The organism is Pseudomonas fluorescens, assembly GCF_003732425.1.
Classification (GTDB): domain Bacteria; phylum Pseudomonadota; class Gammaproteobacteria; order Pseudomonadales; family Pseudomonadaceae; genus Aquipseudomonas; species Aquipseudomonas fluorescens_BE.
In genome coordinates this window covers 773,886-800,786 of sequence record NZ_MOBX01000016.1, presented here as the reverse complement: position 1 = coordinate 800,786, position 26,901 = coordinate 773,886, and the positions used below count along the sequence as shown (strand labels likewise).

At 59.2% G+C, this 26,901-nt stretch carries 31 protein-coding genes; 19 read left to right on the top strand and 12 right to left on the bottom strand.

Annotated elements, in window-relative coordinates; all coding sequences use genetic code 11:
- Positions 1–272: 272 nt before the first annotated feature.
- Positions 273–1,493, bottom strand: a complete 1,221-nt coding sequence (locus BK670_RS29440) for a CaiB/BaiF CoA transferase family protein (RefSeq protein WP_123455108.1) — start codon at positions 1,491–1,493, stop codon at positions 273–275.
- 13 nt (positions 1,494–1,506) lie between these two features.
- Entirely contained in the window at positions 1,507–2,688 is a 1,182-nt protein-coding gene (locus tag BK670_RS29435; RefSeq protein ID WP_007953903.1) for an acyl-CoA dehydrogenase, read from the bottom strand.
- 158 nt (positions 2,689–2,846) lie between these two features.
- Between BK670_RS29435 and BK670_RS29430 the strand changes: the two genes are divergently transcribed.
- The 11 genes from BK670_RS29430 (at position 2,847) to BK670_RS29380 (ending at position 12,982) form a co-directional block, all read left to right on the top strand.
- On the top strand, positions 2,847–3,746 hold the full coding sequence (locus tag BK670_RS29430; RefSeq protein ID WP_123455105.1) for a LysR family transcriptional regulator: 900 nt from the start codon (positions 2,847–2,849) through the stop codon (positions 3,744–3,746).
- A 433-nt stretch (positions 3,747–4,179) separates the two neighbouring features.
- Positions 4,180–5,301, top strand: a complete 1,122-nt coding sequence (locus BK670_RS29425; RefSeq protein WP_123455102.1) for a Re/Si-specific NAD(P)(+) transhydrogenase subunit alpha — start codon at positions 4,180–4,182, stop codon at positions 5,299–5,301.
- A gap of 15 nt (positions 5,302–5,316) precedes the next feature.
- Positions 5,317–5,637 (top strand): NAD(P) transhydrogenase subunit alpha part 2, encoded by a 321-nt coding sequence (locus BK670_RS29420; RefSeq protein ID WP_003187417.1) that lies wholly within the window; start codon positions 5,317–5,319, stop codon positions 5,635–5,637.
- Positions 5,637–7,070 (top strand): NAD(P)(+) transhydrogenase (Re/Si-specific) subunit beta, encoded by a 1,434-nt coding sequence (locus BK670_RS29415; RefSeq protein WP_007911651.1) that lies wholly within the window; start codon positions 5,637–5,639, stop codon positions 7,068–7,070. Before BK670_RS29420 ends, BK670_RS29415 begins: the two co-directional genes overlap by 1 nt.
- A gap of 213 nt (positions 7,071–7,283) precedes the next feature.
- Positions 7,284–8,777 carry an acetyl-CoA hydrolase/transferase family protein gene (locus BK670_RS29410; protein ID WP_123455100.1) on the top strand — a complete coding sequence of 498 codons (1,494 nt, stop codon included), beginning with the start codon at positions 7,284–7,286 and terminating at the stop codon, positions 8,775–8,777.
- Positions 8,778–9,098: 321 nt separating this feature from the next.
- Positions 9,099–9,314, top strand: a complete 216-nt coding sequence (locus BK670_RS29405) for a DUF1127 domain-containing protein (RefSeq protein WP_003220409.1) — start codon at positions 9,099–9,101, stop codon at positions 9,312–9,314.
- Positions 9,315–9,569: 255 nt separating this feature from the next.
- Positions 9,570–9,779 carry a DUF1127 domain-containing protein gene (locus BK670_RS29400; protein ID WP_123455097.1) on the top strand — a complete coding sequence of 70 codons (210 nt, stop codon included), beginning with the start codon at positions 9,570–9,572 and terminating at the stop codon, positions 9,777–9,779.
- Between the two features lie 135 nt (positions 9,780–9,914).
- Positions 9,915–10,232, top strand: coding sequence for a DUF2388 domain-containing protein (locus tag BK670_RS29395; protein WP_007911658.1), 318 nt, complete (start codon positions 9,915–9,917; stop codon positions 10,230–10,232).
- Between the two features lie 110 nt (positions 10,233–10,342).
- On the top strand, positions 10,343–10,660 hold the full coding sequence (locus tag BK670_RS29390) for a DUF2388 domain-containing protein (RefSeq protein WP_099757646.1): 318 nt from the start codon (positions 10,343–10,345) through the stop codon (positions 10,658–10,660).
- 43 nt (positions 10,661–10,703) lie between these two features.
- The gene (locus tag BK670_RS29385; protein WP_034152281.1) at positions 10,704–11,024 is read left to right on the top strand and encodes a DUF2388 domain-containing protein; all 321 of its coding nucleotides are present in this window, start codon (positions 10,704–10,706) and stop codon (positions 11,022–11,024) included.
- Positions 11,021–12,982, top strand: coding sequence for a DUF7844 domain-containing protein (locus BK670_RS29380; RefSeq protein WP_123455094.1), 1,962 nt, complete (start codon positions 11,021–11,023; stop codon positions 12,980–12,982). Before BK670_RS29385 ends, BK670_RS29380 begins: the two co-directional genes overlap by 4 nt.
- 84 nt (positions 12,983–13,066) lie before the next feature.
- Here BK670_RS29380 and BK670_RS29375 read toward each other — a convergent pair whose 3' ends face one another.
- From BK670_RS29375 to trpB, 3 genes are all read right to left on the bottom strand, one after another.
- Positions 13,067–13,522, bottom strand: coding sequence for an anti-virulence regulator CigR family protein (locus BK670_RS29375; protein WP_123455092.1), 456 nt, complete (start codon positions 13,520–13,522; stop codon positions 13,067–13,069).
- Between the two features lie 122 nt (positions 13,523–13,644).
- Entirely contained in the window at positions 13,645–14,457 is an 813-nt protein-coding gene (gene trpA / locus BK670_RS29370) for a tryptophan synthase subunit alpha (RefSeq protein ID WP_123455088.1), read from the bottom strand.
- Entirely contained in the window at positions 14,457–15,689 is a 1,233-nt protein-coding gene (trpB, locus tag BK670_RS29365) for a tryptophan synthase subunit beta (protein ID WP_123455086.1), read from the bottom strand. The genes trpA and trpB overlap by 1 nt, the downstream gene beginning before the upstream one ends.
- A 114-nt stretch (positions 15,690–15,803) precedes the next feature.
- Between trpB and BK670_RS29360 the strand changes: the two genes are divergently transcribed.
- Positions 15,804–16,721 (top strand): LysR family transcriptional regulator, encoded by a 918-nt coding sequence (locus BK670_RS29360; RefSeq protein ID WP_123455083.1) that lies wholly within the window; start codon positions 15,804–15,806, stop codon positions 16,719–16,721.
- Here the strand turns inward: BK670_RS29360 and BK670_RS29355 are convergent.
- Positions 16,694–17,020 carry an ElaB/YgaM/YqjD family protein gene (locus BK670_RS29355; protein WP_007911686.1) on the bottom strand — a complete coding sequence of 109 codons (327 nt, stop codon included), beginning with the start codon at positions 17,018–17,020 and terminating at the stop codon, positions 16,694–16,696. The genes BK670_RS29360 and BK670_RS29355 overlap by 28 nt on opposite strands.
- Before the next feature lie 157 nt (positions 17,021–17,177).
- Here BK670_RS29355 and BK670_RS29350 point away from each other — a divergent pair, with 157 nt between their 5' ends.
- Positions 17,178–17,393, top strand: a complete 216-nt coding sequence (locus tag BK670_RS29350) for a dodecin (RefSeq protein ID WP_016985551.1) — start codon at positions 17,178–17,180, stop codon at positions 17,391–17,393.
- Between the two features lie 126 nt (positions 17,394–17,519).
- Entirely contained in the window at positions 17,520–17,741 is a 222-nt protein-coding gene (locus tag BK670_RS29345) for a DUF1161 domain-containing protein (protein ID WP_123455081.1), read from the top strand.
- Between the two features lie 265 nt (positions 17,742–18,006).
- Here the strand turns inward: BK670_RS29345 and BK670_RS29340 are convergent, their stop codons facing one another.
- The gene (locus BK670_RS29340) at positions 18,007–19,008 is read right to left on the bottom strand and encodes an LLM class flavin-dependent oxidoreductase (RefSeq protein ID WP_123455079.1); all 1,002 of its coding nucleotides are present in this window, start codon (positions 19,006–19,008) and stop codon (positions 18,007–18,009) included.
- A 241-nt stretch (positions 19,009–19,249) separates the two neighbouring features.
- Between BK670_RS29340 and BK670_RS29335 the strand changes: the two genes are divergently transcribed.
- Positions 19,250–19,681: an OsmC family protein gene (locus BK670_RS29335; protein ID WP_034152273.1), complete on the top strand. Its 432-nt coding sequence runs from the start codon at positions 19,250–19,252 to the stop codon at positions 19,679–19,681.
- A gap of 222 nt (positions 19,682–19,903) precedes the next feature.
- Positions 19,904–20,143 (top strand): DUF1161 domain-containing protein, encoded by a 240-nt coding sequence (locus tag BK670_RS29330; RefSeq protein WP_123455077.1) that lies wholly within the window; start codon positions 19,904–19,906, stop codon positions 20,141–20,143.
- Between the two features lie 6 nt (positions 20,144–20,149).
- Here the strand turns inward: BK670_RS29330 and BK670_RS29325 are convergent, their stop codons facing one another.
- Together BK670_RS29325 and BK670_RS29320 are read right to left on the bottom strand one after the other, a co-directional pair.
- Positions 20,150–20,569, bottom strand: a complete 420-nt coding sequence (locus tag BK670_RS29325; protein ID WP_123455075.1) for a PA0061/PA0062 family lipoprotein — start codon at positions 20,567–20,569, stop codon at positions 20,150–20,152.
- A 40-nt stretch (positions 20,570–20,609) separates the two neighbouring features.
- Positions 20,610–21,032 carry a PA0061/PA0062 family lipoprotein gene (locus tag BK670_RS29320; RefSeq protein ID WP_123455073.1) on the bottom strand — a complete coding sequence of 141 codons (423 nt, stop codon included), beginning with the start codon at positions 21,030–21,032 and terminating at the stop codon, positions 20,610–20,612.
- A gap of 60 nt (positions 21,033–21,092) precedes the next feature.
- Here BK670_RS29320 and BK670_RS29315 point away from each other — a divergent pair, with 60 nt between their 5' ends.
- Positions 21,093–22,175: an aminopeptidase gene (locus tag BK670_RS29315; protein ID WP_123455070.1), complete on the top strand. Its 1,083-nt coding sequence runs from the start codon at positions 21,093–21,095 to the stop codon at positions 22,173–22,175.
- A 93-nt stretch (positions 22,176–22,268) separates the two neighbouring features.
- Here BK670_RS29315 and BK670_RS29310 read toward each other — a convergent pair whose 3' ends face one another.
- Together BK670_RS29310 and BK670_RS29305 are read right to left on the bottom strand one after the other, a co-directional pair.
- Complete coding sequence (locus tag BK670_RS29310) at positions 22,269–22,919, bottom strand: HAD family hydrolase (protein ID WP_123455069.1); 651 nt, start codon at positions 22,917–22,919, stop codon at positions 22,269–22,271.
- Between the two features lie 28 nt (positions 22,920–22,947).
- Positions 22,948–23,493 (bottom strand): gamma carbonic anhydrase family protein, encoded by a 546-nt coding sequence (locus tag BK670_RS29305; RefSeq protein ID WP_123455066.1) that lies wholly within the window; start codon positions 23,491–23,493, stop codon positions 22,948–22,950.
- 88 nt (positions 23,494–23,581) lie between these two features.
- Here BK670_RS29305 and prlC point away from each other — a divergent pair, with 88 nt between their 5' ends.
- Together prlC and BK670_RS29295 are read left to right on the top strand one after the other, a co-directional pair.
- Positions 23,582–25,633, top strand: a complete 2,052-nt coding sequence (gene prlC / locus BK670_RS29300) for an oligopeptidase A (protein ID WP_123455064.1) — start codon at positions 23,582–23,584, stop codon at positions 25,631–25,633.
- A complete protein-coding gene (locus BK670_RS29295) occupies positions 25,630–25,917 on the top strand; it encodes a YheV family putative zinc ribbon protein (protein ID WP_007911710.1) in 288 nt (95 codons plus the stop codon). Before prlC ends, BK670_RS29295 begins: the two co-directional genes overlap by 4 nt.
- Before the next feature lie 45 nt (positions 25,918–25,962).
- Here the strand turns inward: BK670_RS29295 and BK670_RS29290 are convergent, their stop codons facing one another.
- On the bottom strand, positions 25,963–26,607 hold the full coding sequence (locus tag BK670_RS29290; RefSeq protein WP_123455062.1) for a dual specificity protein phosphatase family protein: 645 nt from the start codon (positions 26,605–26,607) through the stop codon (positions 25,963–25,965).
- Positions 26,608–26,901 lie beyond the last annotated feature (294 nt).

Here is a 26,901-nt window from a genome sequence, read left to right as displayed (position 1 = left end):
AGCGTTACACGCTGCTGTCAACACCTCTTTTTCAACTTCTTTCTGGCTTCGATAAACTGAAGCAACCCACTGCCGAAACCTACATAACTCATTGAATCTCAAGGAGTTTTCCGTTTCGACTGCGCCGGAAGTGGGGCGAATTATAGACATCTGAAATCTGCCGTCAACCGTTAATTTCGCTTTTCTTTCAATCACTTGCGGATTGGCTAAAAAACAGCCAATCGCAGCTCAATATAGGAAGAAACCGCTGCGCCTCTATATAGAAGGAATGTTTACAGCACCCCAGCCGCCTTTAAATCAGCCACCGCACCCACGCCCATCCCCAACACCCGCTGCAAAACATCCAGCGTATGCTCGCCCAACAAGGGTGGCGCATGCCGATACTCGACTGGCGTCTGCGACAAACGAATAGGGCTGGCCACCTGAGGCACCATCCCCGCCAATGCATGCGGCATCTCTATCGCCAATCCACGCGCTTTGACCTGAGGATCTTCGAACACCTGTGACAAATCATTGATCGGCCCGCACGGCACACCCGCCCTCTCCAGCTGAGCAACCCATTCGGCAGTCGTCTTGAACACCGTAGCCTGACGAATCAAAGGAATCAGCTCCGCGCGGTTCGCCACCCGCAGTTTATTGGTCGCGAACCGCGGATCATCCGCCCACTGCGGTTGCCCCGCCACTTCGGCAAACTTGCGGAACTGCCCGTCATTGCCCACGGTGAGGATGAAATCACCGTCAGCCGTAGGAAAGTCCTGATAAGGCACGATGTTCGGATGCGCATTGCCCAAGCGCTTCGGTGCATTTCCCGTCGTCAGGTAGTTCATCGCCTGGTTAGCCAGACACGCCACCTGCACATCGAGCAACGCCATATCAATGTGCTGACCACCGCCGTCATGGTCGCGATGTGCCAGTGCTGCGAGAATCGCTACCGTCGAATACAGACCGGTGAGAATATCGGTCAACGCGACACCAACCTTCACCGGTCCGGCGCCTTCATCACCCTCAGGACGCCCGGTCAGGCTCATCAGCCCACCCAAGCCCTGAATCATGAAGTCATAACCCGCGCGCTTGGCATACGGCCCGGTCTGACCAAAACCAGTGATCGAGCAGTAAATCAGATCAGGATTGATCGCCTTCAGCGACTCATAATCCAGACCATAAGCCGCGAGTCCACCGACCTTGAAGTTCTCGATGAGAATGTCCGACTTCGCCGCCAACTCCCGCACCAACTTTTGGCCTTCGGGACGCGTGAAGTCGATGGTCACCGATTGCTTGTTGCGGTTGGCCGACAGGTAATAAGCCGCTTCCGACGTGTTCTCGCCATAAGCGTCTTTAAGGAAGGGCGGTCCCCAGGCGCGAGTGTCGTCACCATTACCCGGGCGCTCGACCTTGATCACCTCGGCGCCAAGGTCGGCGAGAATCTGCCCGGCCCACGGCCCGGCCAACACGCGCGATAAATCCAGTACCCGCAGATGCGACAGCGCGCCCATGCTCGCTCTCCTGTTAATAGAACGCCTGCAGACCGGTTTGCGCACGCCCAAGGATCAGCGCGTGAACGTCGTGAGTCCCTTCATAGGTATTCACCACCTCCAGGTTGACCAGATGACGGGCCACGCCGAACTCATCGGAAATGCCGTTACCACCGAGCATGTCGCGAGCCATACGGGCGATATCCAAGGACTTGCCGCACGAGTTGCGCTTCATGATTGAAGTGATCTCGACCGCAGCAGTGCCCTCATCCTTCATACGACCCAGGCGCAGGCAGCCTTGCAGGGCCAGGGTGATTTCGGTCTGCATGTCGGCCAGTTTTTTCTGGATCAACTGAGTGGCGGCCAATGGACGACCGAACTGCTGACGATCCAGGGTGTACTGACGCGCGGTGTGCCAGCAGAACTCGGCAGCGCCCAGCGCCCCCCAAGAGATGCCGTAACGTGCGGAGTTGAGGCAGGTGAACGGACCTTTCAGGCCACGTACGTCCGGGAAGATGTTCTCTTCCGGCACGAACACGTTATCCATGACGATCTCACCGGTGATCGACGCGCGCAGACCGACTTTGCCGTGGATCGCTGGAGCACTCAGGCCTTTCCAGCCTTTTTCCAGGACAAAGCCACGAATGTCACCGGCATCGTCTTTGGCCCAGACCACGAACACATCGGCGATCGGGCTGTTGGTGATCCACATTTTCGCGCCGGTCAGGCTGTAGCCGCCGTCAACTTTACGTGCACGGGTAATCATCGCGCCCGGATCCGAACCGTGGTTGGGCTCGGTCAGGCCGAAGCAGCCGATCCATTCGCCGGACGCCAGCTTCGGCAGGTACTTCTGCTTCTGTGCTTCAGTACCGAATTCGTTGATCGGCACCATCACCAGCGACGACTGCACGCTCATCATCGAGCGGTAGCCGGAGTCGACACGCTCGACCTCACGGGCAATCAGGCCATAGCTGACATAGTTCAGACCGCTGCCGCCGTACTGCTCAGGGATGGTCGCGCCCAACAGGCCGACTTCGCCCATTTCGCGGAAGATCGCCGGGTCGGTTTTCTCATGACGGAAGGCTTCAAGAACACGTGGTGCGAGGCTCTGTTGAGCAAACTGCTCGGCGGTGTCACGGATCATGCGCTCCTCTTCGGTGAGCTGTTGATCCAGCAACAGGGGATCGATCCAGTTGAAGCTAGCTTTACCGCCCATGAGTGTGTCCTCGCAAATCGGGTGAATTAACGTGGCATTGATCCTAGGCGCGGTTCGCTGTCGCGGCAAACGAGGATTTCGCATTCTGTTGTGCTAATTTCTCACTCCGAAACGTCGCGAAATGCCTTTTATGCGGCGCATTAGTGAGGTTGACGTACATGCGCAGAAAGATCCCCAGCACCACCGCCCTGATCAGCTTCGAAGCTGCCGCGCGCCACGAGAGCTTTACCCGAGCCGCCGAGGAACTTTCTCTCACTCAAGGCGCCATTTGCCGGCAGATCGCCAGCCTCGAGGAGTTCCTCAGTGTGGAACTGTTCCGACGCTCGCGACGTGGGGTGAAGCTGACCGAAGCGGGACTTTCCTACAGCCGCCGGGTCGCGACGCAACTCGATGCGGTTGAGCGCGACACGCTGTCAGTGATGGGCCAGCAAGGCACCAACGTGATCGAACTGGCGGTGGTGCCGACCTTCGGTACGCAATGGCTGCTGCCACGGCTCAAGGATTTCCAGCTCAAGCATCCGGAAGTCACCGTCAATCTGACCAACCGCACCCGGCCCTTTCTGTTTGCCGATACTGAATTCGATGCGGCGATCTACTTCGGTGACGCCGATTGGTCAGGTACCGAATCCCACAGGCTGATGGGCGAGAATCCGATGCCGGTGTGCAGCCCCGCCCTACTCGGCAACAAGACGCTTCTGACAGCCGCAGCCATCGCCGAACTGCCGCTGCTGCAGCAGACCACGCGCCCTTACGCCTGGCGCCAATGGTTCAACTCGCAACAGCTGAATATCCCCCGCGACATGACAGGCCCGCGCTACGAGCTATTCTCCATGCTCGCTCAGGCAGCCATGCACGACATGGGCATTGCGCTGATTCCGCCGTTCCTGATTCAGCGTGAACTGGCGGAAAAACGCTTGGTAATAGCCAACCCGCAGGCCCTCTCCAGCATCAAGGCTTATTACCTGATGATTCCCGAGCGAAAGGTCGAATCGGCGTCATTGAAGGCATTTCGTGACTGGCTGGTGAACCAGGCGCAAAGCTACAGCCTTGAAGGATAAGGCCTGCAGCGATAATTAACCCGGTAGTCAGGAAAATAAAAGCCCTACAGATATAACTATTTGTCGCAATTTCACTGACTGTATCCGAAAGTCGTACAGACGTCCCACAAGCGCCTGACGACGTGGCTTTGAGCCTCCATCGGCGACGCATTGCTGCCTATTCACGCCACCGATGAGAAATTTTTCCATATTCAGCCAGAATCCTTACAAGGCACGGCCTGCAAGGGATTGCGCTGGCCATCTGCGACATTCGGTCACGGGATGACTTGTAGTTAATTTTCCGTCACCCGTCATAATCCCTTGAAGGGCATAAAGTTCGCCTGCAAAATGCCGCGCCCCGCCCTGATTTGGCGGGATCGTGCTGATCGGCCGCCCCAGTCGCACCATCCGTAGTGCATGGGTTTACTCAATAAGATCACGCAGGAGATTTGACGTGCACATTGGTGTTCCTCTCGAAACCCAGACCGGTGAAACACGGGTTGCTGCAACCCCGGAAACCATTAAAAAGCTGATCAGCCAAGGTCATAAGGTCACTGTGCAAACCGGCGCCGGCGTTAACGCCAGCGTTGTCGACAGTGCCTATGAAGCGGCAGGCGCAACCATTGGCAGTGCCAATGATGCGTTTGGCGCCGAGCTGATTCTCAAAGTGGTCGCACCCAGCGATGCCGAACTGACACTGATCAAGCGCGGTACGGTGTTGGTGGGCATGCTCAACCCGTTCAACAACGAAACCATCGCGAAGATGGCCGAGTGCGGCATTACCGCGTTCGCCCTCGAAGCCGCGCCGCGCACCTCACGCGCGCAGAGTCTCGATGTGTTGTCGTCGCAGGCGAACATTGCCGGCTATAAGGCGGTGTTACTGGCCGCTCACTATTATCCGCGCTTCATGCCAATGCTGATGACCGCTGCGGGCACCGTGAAAGCGGCGCGCGTGCTGATTCTCGGCGCCGGTGTGGCCGGGTTGCAGGCAATTGCCACGGCGAAACGTCTGGGTGCGGTGATCGAAGCGTCCGACGTACGTCCGGCCGTTAAGGAACAGATCGAATCCCTCGGTGCCAAGTTCGTCGACGTGCCTTACGAGACCGATGAAGAGCGCGAATGCGCCGTCGGTGTCGGCGGTTACGCGCGGCCAATGCCGGCGAGCTGGATGCAGCGTCAGGCGCAGGCAGTGCACGAACGCGCCAAACAAGCTGACATTGTCATCACCACCGCGCTGATTCCGGGCCGCAAGGCACCGACGCTGTTGAGCGCGGACACCGTGGCGCAGATGAAACCGGGCTCGGTGGTCATCGACCTCGCCGCCGCTCAGGGCGGCAACTGCCCGCTGACCGTGGCCGACCAAGTCGTCGTCGAAAATGGCGTGACCATTTGCGGCCCGACCAACCTGGCCGGTGAAGTCGCAGCAGACGCTTCGGCACTGTACGCGCGCAACCTGCTGGACTTCCTCAAGCTGGTCTTCACCAAAGAAGGCCAGTTCGACGTCAACCTCGAAGACGACATCGTCGCCGCGTGCCTGATGTGCCGCGACGGCCAAGTCATCCGCAAAAACGCCTAAGCAGGGATTCAGACGATGGAAGAGCTTATCTCCCCCGGTATCTACAACCTGATCATCTTCGTGCTGGCGATTTATGTCGGTTACCACGTGGTCTGGAACGTTACACCTGCGCTGCACACACCGCTGATGGCGGTGACCAACGCCATCTCGGCAATCGTCATCGTCGGCGCCATGCTCGCCGCTGCGCTGACCGTCACGCCGCTGGGCAAAACCATGGGCACCCTCGCCGTGGCACTGGCTGCGGTGAATGTGTTCGGTGGCTTCCTGGTCACCCGCCGCATGCTTGAGATGTTCAAGAAGAAAGCCCCGAAAGTAAAAGAAGAGGCGCCGAAGTAATGAGCATGAATCTCGTCACGACGCTCTACCTGATCGCGTCGATCTGCTTTATCCAGGCCCTCAAAGGTCTGTCGCACCCGACTACCTCGCGACGCGGCAACCTGTTCGGCATGCTTGGCATGGCGCTGGCCATTCTGACCACCGTCGGCCTCATCTATAAGTTGGGCGCTGAGCTGGCGACGGCCGGTATCGGTTACGTGATCGTCGGCCTGCTGGTCGGCGGCACTGCCGGTTCGATCATGGCCAAACGCGTTGAAATGACCAAGATGCCGGAACTGGTTGCCTTCATGCACAGCATGATCGGCCTCGCGGCGGTGTTCATTGCTATCGCTGCGGTGGTTGAGCCGCAATCGTTGGGTATCGTTAAACAGCTGGGCGACTCGATTCCGGCGGGCAACCGTCTGGAGCTGTTCCTCGGCGCGGCGATCGGTGCAATCACCTTCTCCGGTTCGGTGATCGCCTTCGGCAAGCTCTCGGGCAAGTACAAGTTCCGCCTGTTCCAAGGCGCACCGGTACAGTTTGCCGGTCAGCACAAGCTCAACGCGGTGCTGGGCCTGGCAACGCTGGCACTCGGTCTGACCTTTATGTTCACCGGTAACCTCACTGCGTTCGCGCTGATGCTGGCACTGGCGTTCGTGATGGGCGTGCTGATCATCATCCCGATTGGCGGCGCCGACATGCCGGTGGTGGTGTCGATGCTCAACAGCTATTCGGGCTGGGCGGCGGCGGGTATCGGCTTCTCGTTGAACAACTCGATGCTGATCATTGCCGGTTCGCTGGTGGGTTCGAGCGGTGCGATCCTCTCGTACATCATGTGCAAGGCGATGAACCGTTCCTTCTTTAATGTACTGCTCGGCGGTTTCGGCAACACGGCCGACGCTGGCCCGGCCGGTGCGAAAGAAGCGCGTCCGGTGAAATCCGGTTCGGCTGACGATGCAACCTTCCTGCTGACCAACGCCGACACCGTGATCATCGTGCCGGGCTACGGTCTGGCAGTGGCGCGCGCGCAACATGCATTGAAAGAGCTGACCGAGAAGCTGACCCATCGTGGCGTGACCGTGAAGTACGCGATTCACCCGGTGGCGGGCCGTATGCCTGGTCATATGAACGTTCTGCTCGCCGAGGCCGAAGTGCCTTACGACCAGGTGTTCGAGATGGAAGACATCAACTCCGAGTTCGGCCAGGCTGACGTGGTGCTGGTGCTCGGCGCGAACGACGTGGTCAACCCGGCCGCGAAGAACGATCCGAAGTCGCCGATTGCCGGCATGCCGATTCTCGAAGCGTTCAAGGCCAAGACCATCATCGTCAACAAGCGCTCGATGGCCAGCGGTTATGCCGGTCTGGATAACGAACTGTTCTATCTGGACAAGACCATGATGGTGTTCGGCGACGCGAAGAAAGTCATCGAAGACATGGTCAAAGCGGTCGAGTAATTCCCGCTGCAAGATCGAACGCCCCGACTTGTCGGGGCGTTTTTGTTTGCGCAAAACGTCGGACAATTTGCCGCGTTGTTGCAGATCCGGTAACGGTGTTTTACTTGAAACCCGCTAAATAGACGCCTCGTTTGCGACCTTGGTAGCGGGACAGGCGCCCGTCAAATTCACTAGACTGCGCATCCTGCTACTCGCTTCCCGAGATAATAATCCATGTACCGTGACCGTATTCGCCTGCCTTCGTTGTTGGATAAAGTGATGAGCGCCGCCGACGCAGCCGCTCTGATTGAGGACGGCATGACCGTCGGCATGAGCGGTTTCACCCGCGCGGGCGAAGCCAAAGCTGTCCCTCACGCACTGGCCGAGCGAGCCAAGGTCACGCCGCTGAAAATAAGCCTGATGACCGGCGCCAGCCTGGGCAACGACCTCGACAAACAACTGACCGAGGCCGGTGTGCTGTCGCGGCGCATGCCGTTCCAGGTCGACAGCACCTTGCGCAAGGCAATCAATGCCGGCCAGGTAATGTTCATCGATCAGCATCTGTCGGAAACCGTTGAACAACTGCGCAATCAGCAATTGAAGCTGCCGGATATCGCGGTCATCGAAGCCGTGGCCATCACCGAGCAAGGCCACATCGTGCCGACCACTTCAGTGGGCAACTCAGCGAGCTTCGCGATTTTCGCCAAACAGGTGATCGTCGAGATCAACCTGGCGCACAACGCCAACCTTGAGGGTCTGCACGACATCTATATCCCGACTTATCGCCCGACGCGCACGCCGATCCCGCTGGTGAAAGTCGACGACCGCATCGGCAGCACCGCGATTCCGATTCCGCCGGAGAAGATTGTCGCCATCGTAATCACCCAGCAGGCGGATTCGCCGTCCACCGTGTCGACTCCGGATGTCGACACCAACGCCATCGCCGAGCACTTGATCACGTTCTTCAAGCAGGAAGTCGACGCCGGACGCATGACCAACAAGCTCGGCCCGTTGCAGGCAGGGATCGGCAACATCGCCAACGCGGTGATGTGCGGCCTGATCGATTCGCCGTTCGAAGACCTGACCATGTACTCCGAAGTGCTGCAGGACTCGACCTTCGATCTGATCGATGCCGGCAAACTGAGCTTCGCGTCGGGCAGTTCGATCACCCTGTCGGAGCGGCGCAACAGCGATGTGTTCGGCAATCTGGAGAAGTACAAGGACAAACTGGTGCTGCGTCCGCAGGAAATCTCCAACCACCCGGAAGTGGTGCGCCGCCTAGGCATCATCGGGATCAACACGGCGCTGGAGTTCGACATCTACGGCAACGTCAACTCCACTCACGTCTGCGGAACGCGGATGATGAACGGCATCGGTGGTTCCGGCGACTTTGCACGCAACGCGCATCTGGCGGTGTTCGTGACCAAATCGATCGCCAAGGGCGGCGCGATTTCCAGCGTGGTGCCGATGGTCAGCCACGTCGACCATACCGAGCATGACGTCGACATTCTGGTGACCGAAGTGGGTCTGGCCGATTTGCGCGGTCTGGCGCCGCGGGAACGTGCACGGGTGATCATCGATAACTGTGTGCACCCGGACTTCCGCCCGGCGCTGGATGATTACTTCACGAAGGCTTGTGCAATCGGTGGCCACACCCCGCACATTCTGCGTGAAGCGCTGAGCTGGCACATCAACCTGGAAGAAACCGGGCGCATGCTCGCGGTGTAATTCGCACAGATAAACCGCTGGGGCAAACACAGTTTGCCCCAGCGGCTTTTGGCAAACCTCTCGACTGACAAAAACTGTACTGCTGTACCGGTCTTTTCCTACAGCAATCACCTACCTATCTGATGAAATTGAGCGAAAATGCACTACTTAAGTGCAGACAGGTACAGTTTGCTCAATTTTGACCCGTACACCCCCTATAAACAGTTAACTGGTCACTCACAATACAGTTGAACTGTATCTAGAGAGACTTGGCAAACGAGAGGATCATGGGCACCAGTTAAACCACTACCTGATCCCGCCACAAGCGGAAGGATGTCAACCATGGAACGTACACTCAGTTCCGAACTGTTCTTCGAAGACAAAGCTGCAAAAACCCAGGCTTCCCTGCCTCTGCGCGTTATCGCCAACCTGATGTTGTGGCAGCGCCGCATCTCCAGCCGCCATCAACTGGCTCGTCTGGATTCGCGTCTGCTGGCTGACGCCGGTATCAGCGAAGCACAACGCTACGAAGAGCTGAGCAAGCCGTTCTGGCGCTAAGTAGCGTCGCTGGCTCTGGTCGTTAGACCCACCGCCAGCAACCGAATTGAACAAACGAAACCCGTCGTGGGAAACCACGACGGGTTTCGTCGTTTTCGGGGGTAGAAAATCCCGGTACACCTGCTGATACAGCCGACAGGTACAGTTTTATTTATCATTAACTGAACCAGTACAATTTTACTCGAGTGTATCTGCATCTTTGTCTCGCACAGGCTCAACATGACCTTCCGCCTTCACCGGCAAAAGGAATACGCCATGAAAGACTTACAGGATGTTTCAGAAACTTCGAGCCTGCCGGTTGCTCGCCCCAACGCTCTGCGGCGCTTGTTTCGCGGCCTGTGGGAGTCCCTGGAGCGCGCCAGAACGCGGCGCCTGCTGTTCCAACTCGACAGTCGAGATCTAGCCGATCTAGGCCTCAGCCACGCCGATCGCCTGAACGAACTGGATAAACCGTTCTGGCGCTAGCATTTTGCCCACTGTGCGAACCGCGCAAAGCAGGCCTAATATCCACGCAGAACGTGGCGAATGCTGTGTCACTGGCGTCTGACTCCTCAGATACCGAGCCACCTCTCAATACGGTTTATCCACAGGAGTTCCCCCATGTCCCGTCTTCGTCTGCTCAGTGCTGCCGCCCTGCTGGCCGTGGCTGCCAACGCCAGCGCCACCAGTTTCATCGTGACCACCGACGCTGTTGTCGGTGCGCTGAAATCCTCGTCCGACGCCACCTCCGACGTCACCTCGTCGTTCCGTGATGACAAAATCGTCCTTGCCGCCCGTGACGACGCTGCCAGCTTCGTGGCCAGCGAAGGCGAAATCCGTGGTGTGAAACTGGAAAGCGCGCTGGATCACATCCGTCATCAGGCGCCACAGCTACAAGCTACCGACGCGCAGTTGGCTCAAGCCATCCTGACGATCTAAGCGACTGACACCGTTCGGGACACGCTGGTCGTGTCCCGATGTTTTTTCGGCGCTGGCTCTGGTCCGGGCATTGCGCTAGCCTTTGGGCTCGCTAACCAATACCGAGTCTCATGCGTTTTCTTTCAAATTTGCTGATCCCTTCTGTTCTGCTAACCGCTGGCTGGGCGACGTCGGTGGATGCCTTCGATGCCTTTAATGCGTCGACCCAAGGCACCGTCGTCAGTGGTTACGCCACCAGCATGGTGTCTTCCGCGCCTTTCGACCGTAAACTGCTGCTCGCCGCCCACGATGACGCGGCCGCATTTGTTGCCAGTGATGGTGAATGGCGAGGTGCTCGACTGGAATCCGCGCTGCATTACCTGCGCAAAACCCGGCCGAAACTTCATGTCAGTGACCTTGAACTGGCAGAGGCAATTCTCGTCCAATAGTTATCCTGTACCCCTGTTATCCTTGCCCTTCCGGAGTCGTTCCATGCGTAGCCCGCTGATTGCTGCCGCCCTTGGCCTGTTTTTGTTGGCCGACGTGGCCCAGGCGCACACCCTGGTAGCCACCAGTAACATCATCGTTCGTGCCTCCCAGCGCACCATCGATTTCACCTCCGACACCACCACGTCGATCCGCGATTCGAAAATCATCCGCGAAGCCCACGACGATGCTGCCAGTTTCGTAGCGTCCAATGGCGATATCCGTGGCGCGCACCTGGAAGCCGCGCTCAATACCTTGCGCACTCGCGTGCCGGAAGCACGCGACGCCAGTGATCAGGTGCTCGCTGAAGCCATTCTCGCACTGTGAAGTCACTCGGCACCTGGCTGCTGGCCGGGGCGCTCTTGCTGCTTGGCAACAGCGCCCACGCCGGCCTGCAACTGCGGCTCAAGACCGACGGTCTGAGCCCTGCCCAACAACAGGCCAGCCAGGCGCTGATCGATGAGGCGATGCAAAAGCTGCCGCCGAGCTTCATCGAACGGCTGGATCGGCGCATCGATGTCGGCTGGACCGACGACATGCCCGCCAACGCCTATGGTCAGGCCACGCTGGTCGCCGAACTCGATCTGAATCGCAAACTGCTCGCCAGCCTGACTGACGGCAGCGCGGCCAAAGAAAAAACCAATCGCCCCCACGGCACTGTGCGCCAGGAACTGCTCGCCACGGTGCTGCATGAAATCACCCACATTTATGATCGCGCGCGCCTCTGGCCGAGTGCCGAACGCACGTTGATCCAGCGCTGCAGCCGCCGCTTCAACAGTGCCGGGCTGATCGGCATTCCCGATGAGTGTCGCGGCCAGAACGGCCGGCGTTTCACCCTCAGCGATGATCCGCGCCTGCTCGATCTCGCCGGTTGGCAGCAATACGTCGGCCGCCGTGGTGAACGCGAACAGCACAACCGACAGATCGCGCGCAGCCCGGACCTGTACGAAATCTCCAGTCCCAAGGAGTTCGTCGCGGTCAACATGGAGTATTTCCTCCTCGACCCGAGCTACGCCTGCCGTCGTCCGGCACTGTATCGCTATTACCAGGAGCACTTCGGCTGGGCGCCGCCGGAGAAGGACACTTGCAGCAAGACCTTCTCCTTCCTCAATGCCGGCAATGATTTCGCCAAGCAACCTTTGGGGCAGGTCGATCCCGAGCGGGTGTATGCCGTTGACTATCTGCTGGCCGAGGCCAATCAGAATTGGGTCAGCCGCTGGGGCCACAGCATGTTACGCCTGGTGATTTGCGCGCCGGGGCGTCCGCGTGGGCCGGATTGCCGGCTCGACCTCGATCAGCATCTGGTGCTGTCCTACCGCGCCTTTGTCGGCGACGTGCAGCTGTCGAGCTGGGACGGCCTGGTTGGCAAATACCCGTCACGCCTGTTCGTCTTGCCGCTCGCGCAGGTCATCGACGAATACACCAAAACCGAACTGCGCAGCCTCGCCTCGGTGCCGCTGAATCTGTCACGCGACGAGATCGAAGGCGTGGTCGAACACGCTGCGGAAATGCACTGGAGCTACGACGGTAACTATTTCTTCCTCTCCAACAACTGTGCGGTGGAAGGCCTGAAGCTGTTGCGCAGCGGCAGCAACAACACACAGTTCGTGGGTCTGGACAGCATCATGCCCAACGGCTTGCTGGAAGTGATGAAGGGCCGCGGTCTGGCGGATACCAGTGTGCTGGATGATCCGAAAGAAGCGTTGCGTCTGGGCTATCGCTTCGACTCGTTCCGCGATCGCTATCAGGCGATGTTCGATGTGTTGAAGAAGCAATTGCCGATCAAACAGAACACCGTCGAGGAATGGCTTTCGCTGACAGCCGAAGAACGCCGTGAGTGGTTTGAGCGCGCCGACTTGCGCACCAGCGCCGCCCTGCTGCTGTTGGAGCAGGCCAGTTATCGGCGCCAGTTGCTGCTGGCTCAGGATGAGGTCAAACAGCGTTATCTTGGCGCGCGGGAACTGGAAAACGGCGGGATGGATAAGGCCAACGCGACCTTGCAGGAAATCCTCGCCAACAGCGGCTTCCTCAGTCGTCCGGCGGAACTGCTCGATTCCAAGGGTTACGGATTGCCGCAGCCGACCGAGTTCAGTCGACTCGAAGCAGAGAGCAGTCAGCGGCAGAAGAAGCTGCTGGCACTGTCCGGTGATCTGGACGCGGAAGTGCGCAAGTTGCTGGAGCCGAAGCGGGCCGCGGAAATTGCGGCCAGTGAGGAGAATGTGAAGCAGATCGGCGCGCATCTGCGCAAACTGCACAAGGCCTCCGGCGGACTGGAGCTGCCTTAAAAGCAAAAGATCGCAGCCTGCGGCAGCTCCTACATAATCAACTGTAGGAGCTGCCGCAGGCTGCGACCTTTGACTGACTGACGATTAATACAAAACACCATCGAGAATTTCGTAGACGATCCCGGTACCCACCGCGATCAGCACAATATCGCCCCCAGCCCGGCGCCATTCATAACCCGGGTACACCGGCAAACGACCCAAAGCGCGACTATCCAGACGCTCGCCGTAATAGCCGTGCGGCAACGGCCGGCCACGCTCCAGATGAATCCCCGGAGGCGGCGGCGCACCGCGGACAAAGTAGCCATGATTGTCACGAATGGTCTGGCGCACCGGGCCGAAGTCGTGCGGCGGCGGGCCGCCACGGTGATCGTTTGGCGGGCCACGATGATCATCGCGATGGTCATTACCATGAATGTAGTATTGGCCCTGCTGTGGGCCGCCGCGGTCGTGATCGTCGCGCGGATCGGCGCTGGCCAGCAGCGGTGTCGCACTGATCATCAGCACGCCCAGTCCGGCCATCAGACGTTTCGGCATTTTCATCGGGTCTTTCCTCACGGCACAAACAGCAAAAAGGGATTCAGAACGTGGTTCTGAATCCCTCGGTCTTGCTGAATTAGTCTGTGCCGCGAGGCGCTAATTCCTCTGTATCAGGAACTTTACCTTCAGCTGACGCGGGCCTTACGCACGCCTTCGGAGAGTGCCGAGCACAGGCTCAACACGCCGTCGATGGCCTGGTCTGGCGTGGTCGCATTGGCGATGTGATCGATCAAGGCCGAACCCACCACCACACCGTCGGCCAGACGCGCGATGGACGCCGCTTGCTCTGGCGTACGAATGCCGAAACCAATGCTGATCGGCAGATCGGTATGGCGACGCAGACGGGTCACCGCCTCTTCGACATGCTCCAGCGTCGCCGCGCCGGCACCTGTGACACCCGCCACCGACACGTAGTAAACGAAGCCGGAGCTGCCATTGAGCACCTTCGGCAGACGCGCATCGTCAGTGGTCGGCGTGGTCAGACGGATGAAGTCCAGACCGGCGGCCTGCGCCGGGTCGCACAGCTCGGCGTTGTGCTCAGGCGGCATGTCGACCACGATCAGGCCATCGACGCCGGCCTCTTTCGCCTCGGCGATGAAGCGCTCAACGCCGTACATGTGGATCGGGTTGAAGTAGCCCATCAGCACCAGCGGGGTGTCGCTGTTGCCTTCGCGGAACTCGCGAACCATTTGCAGGGTTTTCACCAGGTTCTGCTTGGCGCCCAAGGCACGGATGTTCGCCAGTTGAATCGCCGGGCCGTCGGCCATCGGGTCGGTGAACGGCATGCCCAACTCGATCACGTCGGCGCCAGCACCCGGCAAACCTTTGAGGATCGCCAGCGAAGTGTCGTAGTCCGGATCACCGGCGGTGACGAAGGTCACCAACGCGGCGCGATTCTGTTCTTTGAGGCTGGCAAAACGGGTTTGCAGGCGGCTCATCAGTGTTTCTCCTGCTGGGACTGTTCCATATGGTGCATGACGGTCTGCATGTCTTTGTCGCCACGGCCGGAGAGGTTGACCACCATCAGATGATCCTTCGGCAGCTTCGGTGCGCGTTTGAACACTTCAGCCAGGGCGTGGGCGCTTTCCAGAGCAGGAATGATCCCTTCCAGGCGGCAGCATTTGTGGAACGCATCCAGAGCTTCGTCGTCAGTCACCGAGGTGTACTGAACGCGGCCGATGTCATGCAACCACGCGTGCTCAGGGCCAATGCCCGGGTAATCGAGGCCGGCGGAAATCGAGTGGGCGTCGATGATCTGGCCGTCGTCGTCCTGCAGCAGGAAAGTACGGTTGCCGTGCAACACACCCGGAACGCCGCCATTCAGGCTCGCCGCGTGCTTGCCGGTTTCAATGCCGTAACCGGCCGCTTCAACACCGATGATTTCAACGCTCTTGTCATCGAGGAACGGGTGGAACAGGCCCATGGCGTTTGAACCACCGCCGATGCACGCCACCAGGCTGTCCGGCAGACGACCTTCCTGAGCCTGCAACTGATCGCGGGTTTCCTTGCCGATCACGGCCTGGAAGTCGCGAACCATTGCTGGATAAGGGTGCGGGCCGGCCACGGTGCCGATCAGGTAGAACGTGTTGTCGACGTTGGTCACCCAGTCACGCAGCGCTTCGTTCATCGCGTCTTTCAGGGTGCCGGTGCCGGCCACGACCGGGATCACTTCAGCGCCCAGCAGCTTCATGCGAAAGACGTTGGCCTGCTGACGTTCGATGTCAGTGGTGCCCATGTAGATCACGCAATCCAGACCGAAACGTGCAGCGACGGTGGCAGTGGCCACGCCGTGCATGCCGGCGCCGGTCTCGGCGATGATGCGTTTCTTGCCCATGCGCCGTGCCAGCAGGATCTGGCCGATGCAGTTGTTGATCTTGTGCGCGCCGGTGTGGTTCAGCTCTTCGCGCTTGAGATAAATCTTCGCGCCGCCGCAGAACTCGGTCAGGCGTTCGGCGAAATACAGTGGGCTCGGACGTCCGACGTAGTCACGCTGGAAGTAGGCCAATTCTTCTTTGAACGCCGGATCTTCCTTGGCCGCTTCGTATTCGCGGGCCAGATCGAGGATCAACGGCATCAGGGTTTCTGCCACGTAGCGGCCACCGAACGAGCCGAACAGGCCGTTGGCGTCAGGGCCATTACGCAGATCAGAGGTGTTCGAAGTCTGGGTCATGAGTCGCTCCAGGTGAATTCGGGTGAGAAGACAATGACGACCACTCTACCCCTGACCTTCTAAGCTGAAAACCGATAAGATCGCCACAACCTGTCAGGAAAACTCACAGATACCATGAGCCACGACCTTCCCCCGCTGAACGCCTTGCGTGCGTTCGAAGCCACCGCCCGGCTGAACAGCGTCAGTCAGGCTGCCGAGCAGTTGCACGTCACCCATGGTGCAGTCAGTCGTCAGCTCAAGGTGCTGGAAGAGCACTTGGGCGTCAGTCTGTTCGTCAAGGATGGCCGCGGCTTGAAACTCACAGATGCCGGCGTGCGGCTACGCGATGCCAGTGGCGAGGCGTTTGACCGGTTGCGCAGCGTTTGTGCGGAGTTGACGCAGAGTACCGCCGATGCGCCGTTCGTCTTGGGTTGCTCTGGCAGTCTGTTGGCGCGCTGGTTTATTCCGCGTCTGGGGCGGTTGAATGCTGATCTTCCGGACTTGCGTCTACACCTGTCAGCCGGTGAAGGCGATCTCGACCCTCGCCGTCCGGGACTGGACGCTTTACTGCTGTTCGCCGAACCACCGTGGCCGGCGGACATGCAGGTCTATGAACTGGCGGCAGAACGCATCGGTCCGGTCATGAGTCCGCTGTTCAGCGGCTATCAACGTCTGCAAACCGCGCCAGCCTCGGCCCTGCTAAACGAACCCTTGCTGCACACCACTTCGCGCCCGCAAGCCTGGCCAAGTTGGGCACAACAGAACCACCTCGACGCCAAAGCGCTGAAGTCAGGACAGGGTTTCGAGCATCTGTATTACTTGCTGGAAGCAGCAGTGGCAGGTCTTGGCGTGGCCATCGCGCCGGAGCCGCTGGTGACGGAAGATTTGAAGGCTGGTCGCCTGGTTGCGCCATGGGGCTTCTGTGAAACCCCGGCGCAACTGGCGTTGTGGCTACCCAAGCGCGCCGCAGACGGGCGCGCCCGGCAACTGGCGCAATGGCTCAAGAACGAGCTGCGCCAGACGGATCACTCGCCGCGCTTGAACAGCAAGTAAGCCGCGAGCAGACCGATCGCACCGACCGCCACACCGGCCGTCGTCCACGGGTGTTCCTGGGCGTAATCACGGGTGGCGATCCCGGTTTCGCGGGTTTTCACTTTGACTTCTTCATAGGCATCACTGAGCAGGTGACGCGAGTGTTTCAGCGCACTTTCGGCATTGCTTTTCAGCGCCTTGAGGGTCTTGCGCGACTCGTCCGAAGCGTCGTCCTTCAAGCTTTCCAACGATTTGAGCAGACTCTCGATCTCGGCTTCCATGCTTTGCAACGAGGCTTTACGTAAAGAGGTGTTGGCCATGGTGGCTCTCCTGCATTGGTAATGAGTGGCGTGTGTTGGTTGGGACTTCAGCGGTTTGAGAAAGTGCAGAAAATCTGAACTTCGCCTGCTCAGCGCCGCCGAAATCAACAGTGCAGATTCACTGCTAGTCTCAATTCCACACGCCAAGGAGTTCGTTATGAGTGACCATCACACGTACAAGAAAGTCGAGCTGGTCGGTTCATCCACCAGCAGCATCGAAGATGCCATCAACAACGCAATTGCTGAAGCAAACAAGACCATTCGCAACCTGGAATGGTTTGAAGTCACCGAGACCCGTGGCCATATCAAGGACGGCAAGGCAGCGCACTTTCAGGTGACATTGAAAGTCGGCTTCAAGATTGCCAGCAGCTGAGTTTGGTCTAGTCTTCTGAACTTGCGCGCTGGCCGAGTGCCATAGGAATGGCAAAGCGCTACAGGGTGGCTGCATCGGGTCAACCTCGATGCCCGCCTCTTTTAATCCGACCAGGGAGTGCGACCGATGAAGAAGTTCATGTTGGCAGTAGGTTTGTTGGGCCTTGCGGGTGGTGCGTTTGCTGCCGGTAAGCCTTGTGAAGAGCTGAAAAGCGAAATTGCGGCGAAGCTGGATGCCAAGGGCGTTTCCGGGTATTCGCTGGAGATTGTCGACAAAGGGGCCGATGGCGGCAAAGTCGTTGGCACCTGCGAAGCTGGCTCCAAGGAAATCGTCTACAAGCGCGGTTGATCGCGACTGAAATGCAAAAGCCGACGTGAAGGCGTCGGCTTTTTTGTGTCCGGGATTTGGGATTTTTGGTGGGTTTGAAATCGCCCCCCCTCACCCCAGCCCTCCCGAAACGTCGGACCGCCCCCAAGGGGGCGAGAGGGAAAGGGAGCCGATCGGGGATTGTTCAGACCCTGAGTTCGGCTGGATATTTCAGGTCGGCGTACCTCGAACATACAACCCGGTCAGTCCCCTCTCCCTCCGGGAGAGGGCTAGGGTGAGGGGCTTCTCAGCCCTTCATAACCTGCGCCAGCAACTCGTACGAATGCACTCGATCGGCGTGTTCATACAGATCACAGGTGAAAATCAGCTCATCAGCCTGTGTCTGCTCGACCAGCACTTCCAGCTTGGCGCGGATCTTCTGCGGGCTGCCGACCATCGCCAGGCCGAGGAAATCGCCGACGGCTTCACGTTCATGCGGCAGCCATAGGCCGTCCATGGTTTTCACCGGCGGACGCTGCACCAGGCTCTGCCCGCGCATCAACGCCAGAATGCGCTGGTACACCGACGTCGCCAGGTAATCGGCCTGTTCATCAGTATCCGCCGCGACCAGCGGTACACCGAGCATCACATACGGCTTGTCGAGCACCGCCGACGGTTTGAAGTGATTGCGGTAGACGCGAATCGCCTCGTGCATGAAGCGTGGGGCGAAGTGCGAGGCGAAGGCATATGGCAAACCACGCTCGCCAGCCAACTGAGCGCTGAACAGGCTGGAGCCGAGCAGCCAGATTGGCACATTGGTGCCCGTGCCCGGCATCGCGATCACGCGCTGATCCGGGGTGCGCGGGCCGAGGTAGCGCATCAGTTCGACGACGTCTTCGGGGAAGTCATCGGCGCTGCCCGAACGTTCACGGCGTAAGGCGCGGGCGGTCATCTGATCGGAGCCCGGCGCGCGGCCCAGGCCGAGATCGATCCGGCCCGGATACAGACTTTCAAGGGTGCCGAACTGCTCAGCGATCACCAGCGGCGCATGGTTGGGCAGCATCACGCCACCGGAGCCGACACGGATGGTCGACGTTCCGCCCGCGAGATACCCGAGCAACACCGACGTCGCGGAACTGGCGATGCCGTCCATGTTGTGGTGTTCCGCCACCCAGAACCGCGTGTAACCGAGTTTCTCGACGTGCTGCGCCAGGTCCAGCGAGTTGCGCAGCGACTGCGCCGGGCTGCCGTTCTCGCGCACTGGCACCAGATCAAGGGTGGAAAACTTTACTTCGGACAGTTGCTTCATAAACCTGCGTCTCCGAGTCGGGAGGCAGGTTGTTGATACGAACGAAAACCTGCCGAATTCATAAGCGTGTTTTATGCAATGAGGGCATATACCCGAGTTTCAATAGCCGAGTCGAAATTTCCTACTAAAAAAGTCAACGATTCAACCGGGCTGAACTTTGTTCCGGCGTCTATCCTCAGAAGCCTTGCAAGCAAAAACCACGACGACGCGGCGTTTCCGCGCCAGAGACGAGGAGGAAGACATGGCTATCGTGAAGAAAGCATCGGCACATTGGGCAGGTGATCTGAAAACCGGTATCGGCTCGATTTCCACTGAAACCGGCGTCCTCAGAGAAGCCCCTTACGGTTTCAAGGCGCGCTTCGAAGGCGGCAAGGGCACCAACCCGGAAGAACTGATCGGCGCGGCGCATGCCGGTTGTTTCTCCATGGCGTTCTCGATGATTCTGGGCGATGCGGGCCTGAAGGCCGACAGCATTGATACTCAGGCTGAAGTAACCCTCGATCAAGTTGACGGCGGGTTCGCGATTACGGCGGTGAAGCTGATCCTTAAGGCGAAAATCCCCGGGGCGACCCAGGCGCAGTTCGAAGAGCTGAGCAACAAGGCCAAGGAAGGGTGCCCAGTGTCCAAGGTACTGAATGCGAAGATTACCCTTGAGGCTTCGCTGGTCAGTTGATTTTTCGCTGACAGGGCTGACGCCTTCGCGAGCAGGCTCGCTCCCACATTGGAAGTGTGTGCTACACGACTCCCTGTGGGAGCGAGCCTGCTCGCGAATGCTGTTTGAAGATCAAACCTGAAGTTGTGAGCGAAGTCAGAACCCTCGAGGTAAAAATGTGGTCGAATAAATGACAGCAGCTTCAGCGCACGCCCGTGCGCGCTGCCTCAGGGAGCTTCACTCATGAAACGTATTGGCTTGGCGATTCTCTGCAGTGCACTGGCCACTTCTGTCATTGCGGCACCCAAAGACTGCGAAGAACTGAAAAAAGAAATCGAAGTAAAGATCCAGGCCAAAGCCGTGCCCTCCTACACGCTGGAAATCGTCAGCAAGGAAGAGGCGGCCAAACACGACATCGCCATGGTTGTCGGCACTTGCGACTATGGCCGCAAGAAAATCATCTATCAAAAGAACGACAGCTGACTCACCTCACGGCACGCAGTTGATCTGCCGTTCGTTGGCAACGATCTGCCCCTGACGATTGATCAGCCGGGCGCTTGGCGTGAAGGCCAGCGACCGGGCTTCAAGGCGGTAACGCTGCCCGGCCTCAAAGTGATCATAAGGCACTGTCATGTAACACAGCCGTTCCTGTGGATCGGTGTTCATACCCTGGCCACCACCGAAAATCTCGAAATCAAAGCGTACCGTCAGCTCATGGCTGCCCGGCGCGACCTGGAAGAAGCGCCCGTCCTGCAGGCGCACATTGTCCAGCCGTTCCGCCATCAACACTTTGCCGCCGGGTGTCGGCATCGCAAAGTCGACCCAGGCTTTGCCGGGATCCGCCGCTGGCAGCGGGCTCTGGCAGCCGGCAAGCAGACTTGCAGCGAGCAATAACGTCAACCTGCGCATGATCAATGTCCTTTGATGTGGACATCAAGCATAACGCCGATCAGGTCTTCTGGCAGCCCGCTGGAGTACCTTGGCCAACCACTTTGCGCTGCTCGTCATAAAGCTTGGCCCATGGCCGGAAGCCGATACTGCCGGCCTGCAACTGATAACGCTGGCCAGCGTTGAAGTCCTTGAATTTCACGCTCAACTGGCAATCGCGCCACAGCGGCTCAGCGTCGGGACCGATGTTGGTCGCCGCCACCGGAAATTGATAACGCACCTTCAACTCATGGCTGCCGGGCTGCACTTCGAAGTAGCGTTTGTCAGCGGTCGCCTGGGTGTCGACTTGCAGCGCTTGCAGCGCCGTGTCCTGCTGCCGGGCATCGAGATCGATCCAGGCTTGCGAAGGATCTGGGTCGGGCATTCCGAATCCGGCACAACCGGCCAGCGTCAGCAGGCCTCCTGACAGCATCAACATGCGCATAGCGGTGCTCCTTAAGGCGGGATAGTCTTGCGGGCAGACTCTCCGGGGGGAATTCTTATTTTGATCAGGCCGTTTCCAAGCCTTGGGTTACTTGATCGCGTTTTTCGGATTTTGTTTCCGGGTGTGTTGTTTTTGTTGCTCAACGGTTGCGCCAGCGTCAGCTATTACAGCCAGTTGGCCAGCGGTCAGCTGCAATTGCTGCGGGCGCGCGAGCCTGTGGAAAAGGTGATCAACGATCCGAGCCGCGACGCGACACTGCGCAAGCACTTGGCGCAATCGCAGAAGGCCCGCGCCTTTGCGAGTGAGCATCTGCATTTGCCGGACAACCAGAGCTATCGCCTGTACGCCGACATCCAACGCCCGTACGTGGTGTGGAATGTGTTCGCTACGGCGGAGTTCTCCCTGACGCCGCAGAACCATTGCTTCCCGATTGCCGGCTGCGTGGCCTATCGCGGTTACTACAGCCAGAGCGCCGCGCGGGGCGAGGCGGCGATCCAGCGCTTGCAAGGCATGGACGTGTCGATTGGCGGGGTCGAGGCCTACTCGACGCTCGGCTGGTTCAATGATCCGATCCTCAATTCGATGATGGGCTGGGGCGACGAGCGCTTGGCCACGCTGATCTTTCATGAGCTGGCGCACCAGCGCTTCTATGTAAAGGACGACACCGAGTTCAACGAATCCTTTGCCACGTTTGTCGAGCAGGAAGGCACGCGGCAGTGGCGGGCGTTTCGTGGGTTGCCGGCGGATAACGACTCGCGGTTGAAGCAGCGCGATCAGTTCATTGAGTTGGTGCTTGATACCCGCTCCCGGCTGGAGAGTTTGTATGCGCAGCCATTGCCGCCAGAGCAGATACGCGAACGCAAAGCGGCGGAGTTCGAGCAGTTTCGCCGGGATTATCGGCTGATGAGAGACAGTCAGTGGGCCGGAGACAAACGTTATGACGCCTGGGTGAATGCGCCGCTGAACAATGCGCGGTTGTTGCCGTTTGGGCTGTATGACCAGTGGGTGCCGGCGTTTGCGGCGCTGTTCAGGCAGGTCGGGGGGGATTGGCTGAGGTTTTATGCGGAGGTTGAAAGGTTGGGTCGGTTACCGGTGACTGAGCGAAAGGCGGCACTGAAAGCGTTGGCAGATCCGCAAGTCTGAGGTGGCTGGAAAGGCGTCATCGCGAGCAGGCTCACTCCTACAGGGGAATGCATTCCAAATGTAGGAGTGAGCCTGCTCGCGATAGCAATCTGATCAGCGCTGCAAAAAAGCCTGATGCAACTCGGCCAGCGTTTCAAAGTGATAAGTCGGCGCCTCGGCACTCAACTCTTCAAAACTGCCAAACCCATACCCGACCGCCGCCGCATCCAGCCCATTACTGCGCGCCCCGATCAGGTCATGCTTACGGTCACCGATCATCAACGTATTGGCCGGATCCAGCCCTTCTTCCTCGATCAGATGCGCAATCAACTCAACCTTGTTGGTCCGCGTGCCATCCAGCTCACTGCCGTAGATCACCTTGAAGTGCCGGGCAAAATCAAAATGCCGGGCAATCTCGCGGGCAAATTCCCACGGCTTCGAGGTGGCGATATACAGCTGCCGGCCCTGGCCACTGAGGGTTTCCAGCAACGGCGTGACGCCATCAAACACACGATTCTCGTACAGGCCCGTCACTTTGAAGCGCTCGCGATAGAAATTCACCGCCTGCCAGGCCTTGGCTTCATCAAACTCATAGAACTGCATGAACGCCTGCAACAACGGCGGGCCGATGAAGTGTTCCAGTTTGGTCAGGTCCGGCTCATCGATACCGAGCCTGGCGAGGGCGAACTGGATGGAACGGGTGATGCCCTCACGCGGGTCGGTCAGGGTGCCATCGAGGTCGAACAGTACGGTCTGGTAATGCATGAGAAATCCTGAGCAGGTGTAAGGCGATTCAGAGCTGGTCGTAGCCTTCGGCCAGATGCAGGTCCTTGAGCTTCACGTAGTTCGCCGCGCTGTAGGTGAAGAAGGCGTTTTCCTTGTCGGTGAGCGCACGCACCTGTTTCACCGGGCTGCCGACATAAAGAAAGCCACTTTGCAGACGCTTGCCCGGCGGCACCAGGCTGCCGGCACCGATAATCACATCGTCCTCGACCACCGCGCCGTCCATGACAATGCTGCCCATGCCGATCAAGACGCGGCTCCCGACGGTACAGCCATGCAGCATGACTTTGTGGGCGATGGTCACGTCATCACCGATCAGCAGCGGAAAGCCGTCCGGGTTGAACGGGCCGGCGTGGGTGATGTGCAACACGCAGCCGTCCTGCACGCTGGTACGCGCACCGATGCGGATACGGTGCATGTCGCCACGGATCACGGTCAGCGGCCAGACCGAGCTGTCTTCACCGATTTCGACGTCGCCGATGACCACCGCCGAGGCGTCGACAAACGCGCCTTTGCAAAGGCTTGGGGTGTGATTCTGGTACTTGCGAACGGACACGATAATTTCTCTCTCTGTCGCCGATAGCTGCGGTGAATGCCGATTGTAATTAAGATGGGGCAATGTTTCCCCAGCCAAGGTGCCAACCGTGAGCGTGAACAACCCTCTTCTGCAGTCCTACGACCTGCCGCCGTTCTCCACGATCCGTGCCGAACACGTCCTGCCCGCCATCGAAACGATCCTGGCCGACAACCGCGCCGCCATCGCCGAAATTCTCAAGACTCAAGTCGAGAACCCTACCTGGGCCGGCCTGGTGTTGGCGATGGACGAACTCAATGACAGACTCGGCGCCGCCTGGAGCCCGGTCAGCCACCTCAACGCCGTGTGCAACAGCGCCGAACTGCGTGAAGCTTACGAGTCGTGCCTGCCGGCCTTGAGCGCCTACTCCACCGAGATGGGCCAGAACCGCGAGCTGTTCCAGGCTTATGAAGCGCTGGCCAATAGCCCGGAAGCCGCCGGTTTCGACGTGGCGCAAAAGACTATTCTGGAACACGCCCTGCGTGACTTCCGTCTGTCGGGTATCGACCTGCCGGAAGCTGAACAGAAGCGCTACGCCGAAGTGCAGAGCAAACTGTCCGAGCTGGGCAGCCGCTTCTCCAATCAACTGCTCGACGCCACTCAGGCTTGGACCAAGCACGTCACCGACGAAGCCGCCCTCGCCGGCCTGACCGATTCGGCCAAGGCGCAAATGGCTGCTGCCGCACAGGCCAAAGGCCTCGACGGCTGGCTGATCACCCTGGAATTCCCGAGCTACTACGCGGTGATGACCTACGCGCAAGACCGCGCGCTGCGTGAAGAGGTCTATGCCGCTTACTGCACCCGCGCCTCGGATCAAGGCCCGAACGCCGGTCAGAACGACAACGGTCCGGTGATGGAAGAGATTCTCGACCTGCGTCAGGAACTGGCCAGACTCTTGGGTTTTGCCAGCTTCTCCGAGCTGAGCCTGGCGACGAAAATGGCCGAGTCCAGTGATCAAGTGCTGAGCTTCCTGCGTGATCTGGCCAAGCGCAGCAAGCCGTTCGCTGCGCAGGATCTGCAACAGCTGCGCGCCTACGCTGCCGAACAGGGCTGCGCCGACCTGCAAAGCTGGGACAGCGGTTTCTACGGTGAAAAGCTGCGCGAACAACGCTACAGCGTCGCCCAGGAAACCCTGCGCGCCTACTTCCCGATCGACAAAGTGCTGGGCGGTCTGTTCGCCATCGTCCAGCGTCTGTACGGCATCGAAATCGCCGAGCAGAAAGGCTTCGACACTTGGCACCCGGACGTACGCCTGTTCGAGATCAAGGAAAACGGCCAGCACGTCGGCCGCTTCTTCTTCGACCTCTATGCCCGCGCCAACAAGCGTGGCGGTGCGTGGATGGACGGCGCCCGCGACCGTCGTCGCACCGTTGACGGCGTACTGCAAAGCCCGGTGGCCAACCTGGTGTGCAACTTCACCCCGGCCGACAGCGGCAAGCCTGCGCTGCTCACCCACGACGAAGTGACCACCCTGTTCCACGAATTCGGCCATGGCCTGCATCACCTACTGACCCGCGTGGATCACGCGGGGGTTTCCGGGATCAACGGTGTGGCGTGGGACGCGGTCGAGCTGCCGAGCCAGTTCATGGAAAACTGGTGCTGGGAGCCGGAAGGCCTCGCGCTGATTTCCGGTCATTACGAAAGCGGCGAGCCGCTGCCACAGGACCTGCTGGAAAAAATGCTCGCGGCGAAAAACTTCCAGTCCGGCCTGATGATGGTCCGTCAGCTCGAGTTCTCGCTGTTCGACTTCGAACTGCACGCCACTCATGGCGACGGCCGTAGCGTATTGCAGGTGCTGGAAGGCGTGCGTGACGAAGTGTCGGTGATGCGTCCACCGGCTTATAACCGCTTCCCGAACAGCTTCGCGCATATCTTTGCTGGCGGTTACGCGGCGGGTTACTACAGCTACAAGTGGGCTGAAGTGCTGTCGGCGGATGCCTTCTCCAAGTTCGAAGAGGACGGCGTGCTCAACGCTGAAACCGGCCGAGCCTTCCGCGAAGCGATCCTGGCGCGCGGCGGTTCGCAGGCACCGATGGTGCTGTTCGTCGACTTCCGTGGCCGTGAGCCATCGATTGACGCACTCTTGCGCCACAGCGGCCTGAGTGAGGACGCGGCAGCATGAGTGAGGCACCTGTGATTACCAAGAAACGCTTTATCGCCGGGGCGGTCTGCCCGGCGTGCAGCGAGCCGGACAAGTTGATGATGTGGAACGAGGACAGCGTGCCGCACCGTGAATGTGTGGCCTGCGGTTACTCGGATACGCTGAACGAGCAAGGGCTGTCGGTACCGAAAGAACTGGGCACGCGGGTCAATACCAGCGCGCTGAACAAACCGGCGCCGGACAAGACCGTCCAGGCCGTGCAGTTCTTTCCGAATCCGAAGCTGAAGAAAAAGTCCGAAGACTGAGCCAGCGAATCACCCTCCACGGTGCAACGCCGTGGAGGGTACGGCTTATTTGAGGTTGACCGACTGGAACCAGCTCTTCATCGAGCAGGTGGCAAACGCACTGGTGCTGCAATCGCCATTGGCCAGAGCGGTGCGCAGCTTGTCGACATCGGCCTGCATCACGTAGCGCACGCTATCGCGAAAGTGCCCACTCTCACCAAAACCACCCTGAGTCATCTCGCTCAAGGCGTCTTCTTTGCTCCAGCCCTGCACCACAATCCGGTACATCGCCGCCATCAGGCCGGTGCGGTCGGAACCGTGTTTGCAATGCATCAATACCGGACCGTTGGCTTCGGCGGACTGAATCGTGCGCAGGGTCTTGAGCACATCGGCGTCATCGACATGGTTGGTGCGGTAAGGCAATTGCACCTGGTTGATGCCCGGTTCGGACAACCAGTTGCTGTCCGCTTCCGGAAGAAAGTTGATCACCGTGGCGACTTTGAGATTTTTCAGCAAAGGTACCGCGCCGCCATCGGGCAAGGCGCTGCGGTAGAGCGTCGGCGACATCTGGAACAGGTTGTATTGCACTTCGACCGGTTGCGCCCAATCAGCAGGACGAGCCGTCGCGGTTGCCGCAGCCTGGGCAGGCATCCAGGGCAACAGCACTAAAAGCGATAAGCACAAAGCGGAAAAAAAACGCACTCGGGACATGCTGGGGTAACCGTGTCGGGGTTCATCGGTGAGAGGAACCGCAGCTTCGATGTTGAGCGGTCAAAGCCCTGTGAGGCGCTTGTCAAAGAATCGTGAATCTGCAGGGTTTCATTCACTGGCATCCAGAAAACTACTGTTTTTTCCACTGAATCGATTCATCCAGAAGCTTAGCCTGCTACCATTTGTCACACGATGTTGCAGACGCGTCCCCCTTTTCCGGGTCATACCGTCACGTCGCGACGAAAAATCCTCAAGCCGTTCGTAGAAACGGCTTCTCCTGATGCCTGATGAGGT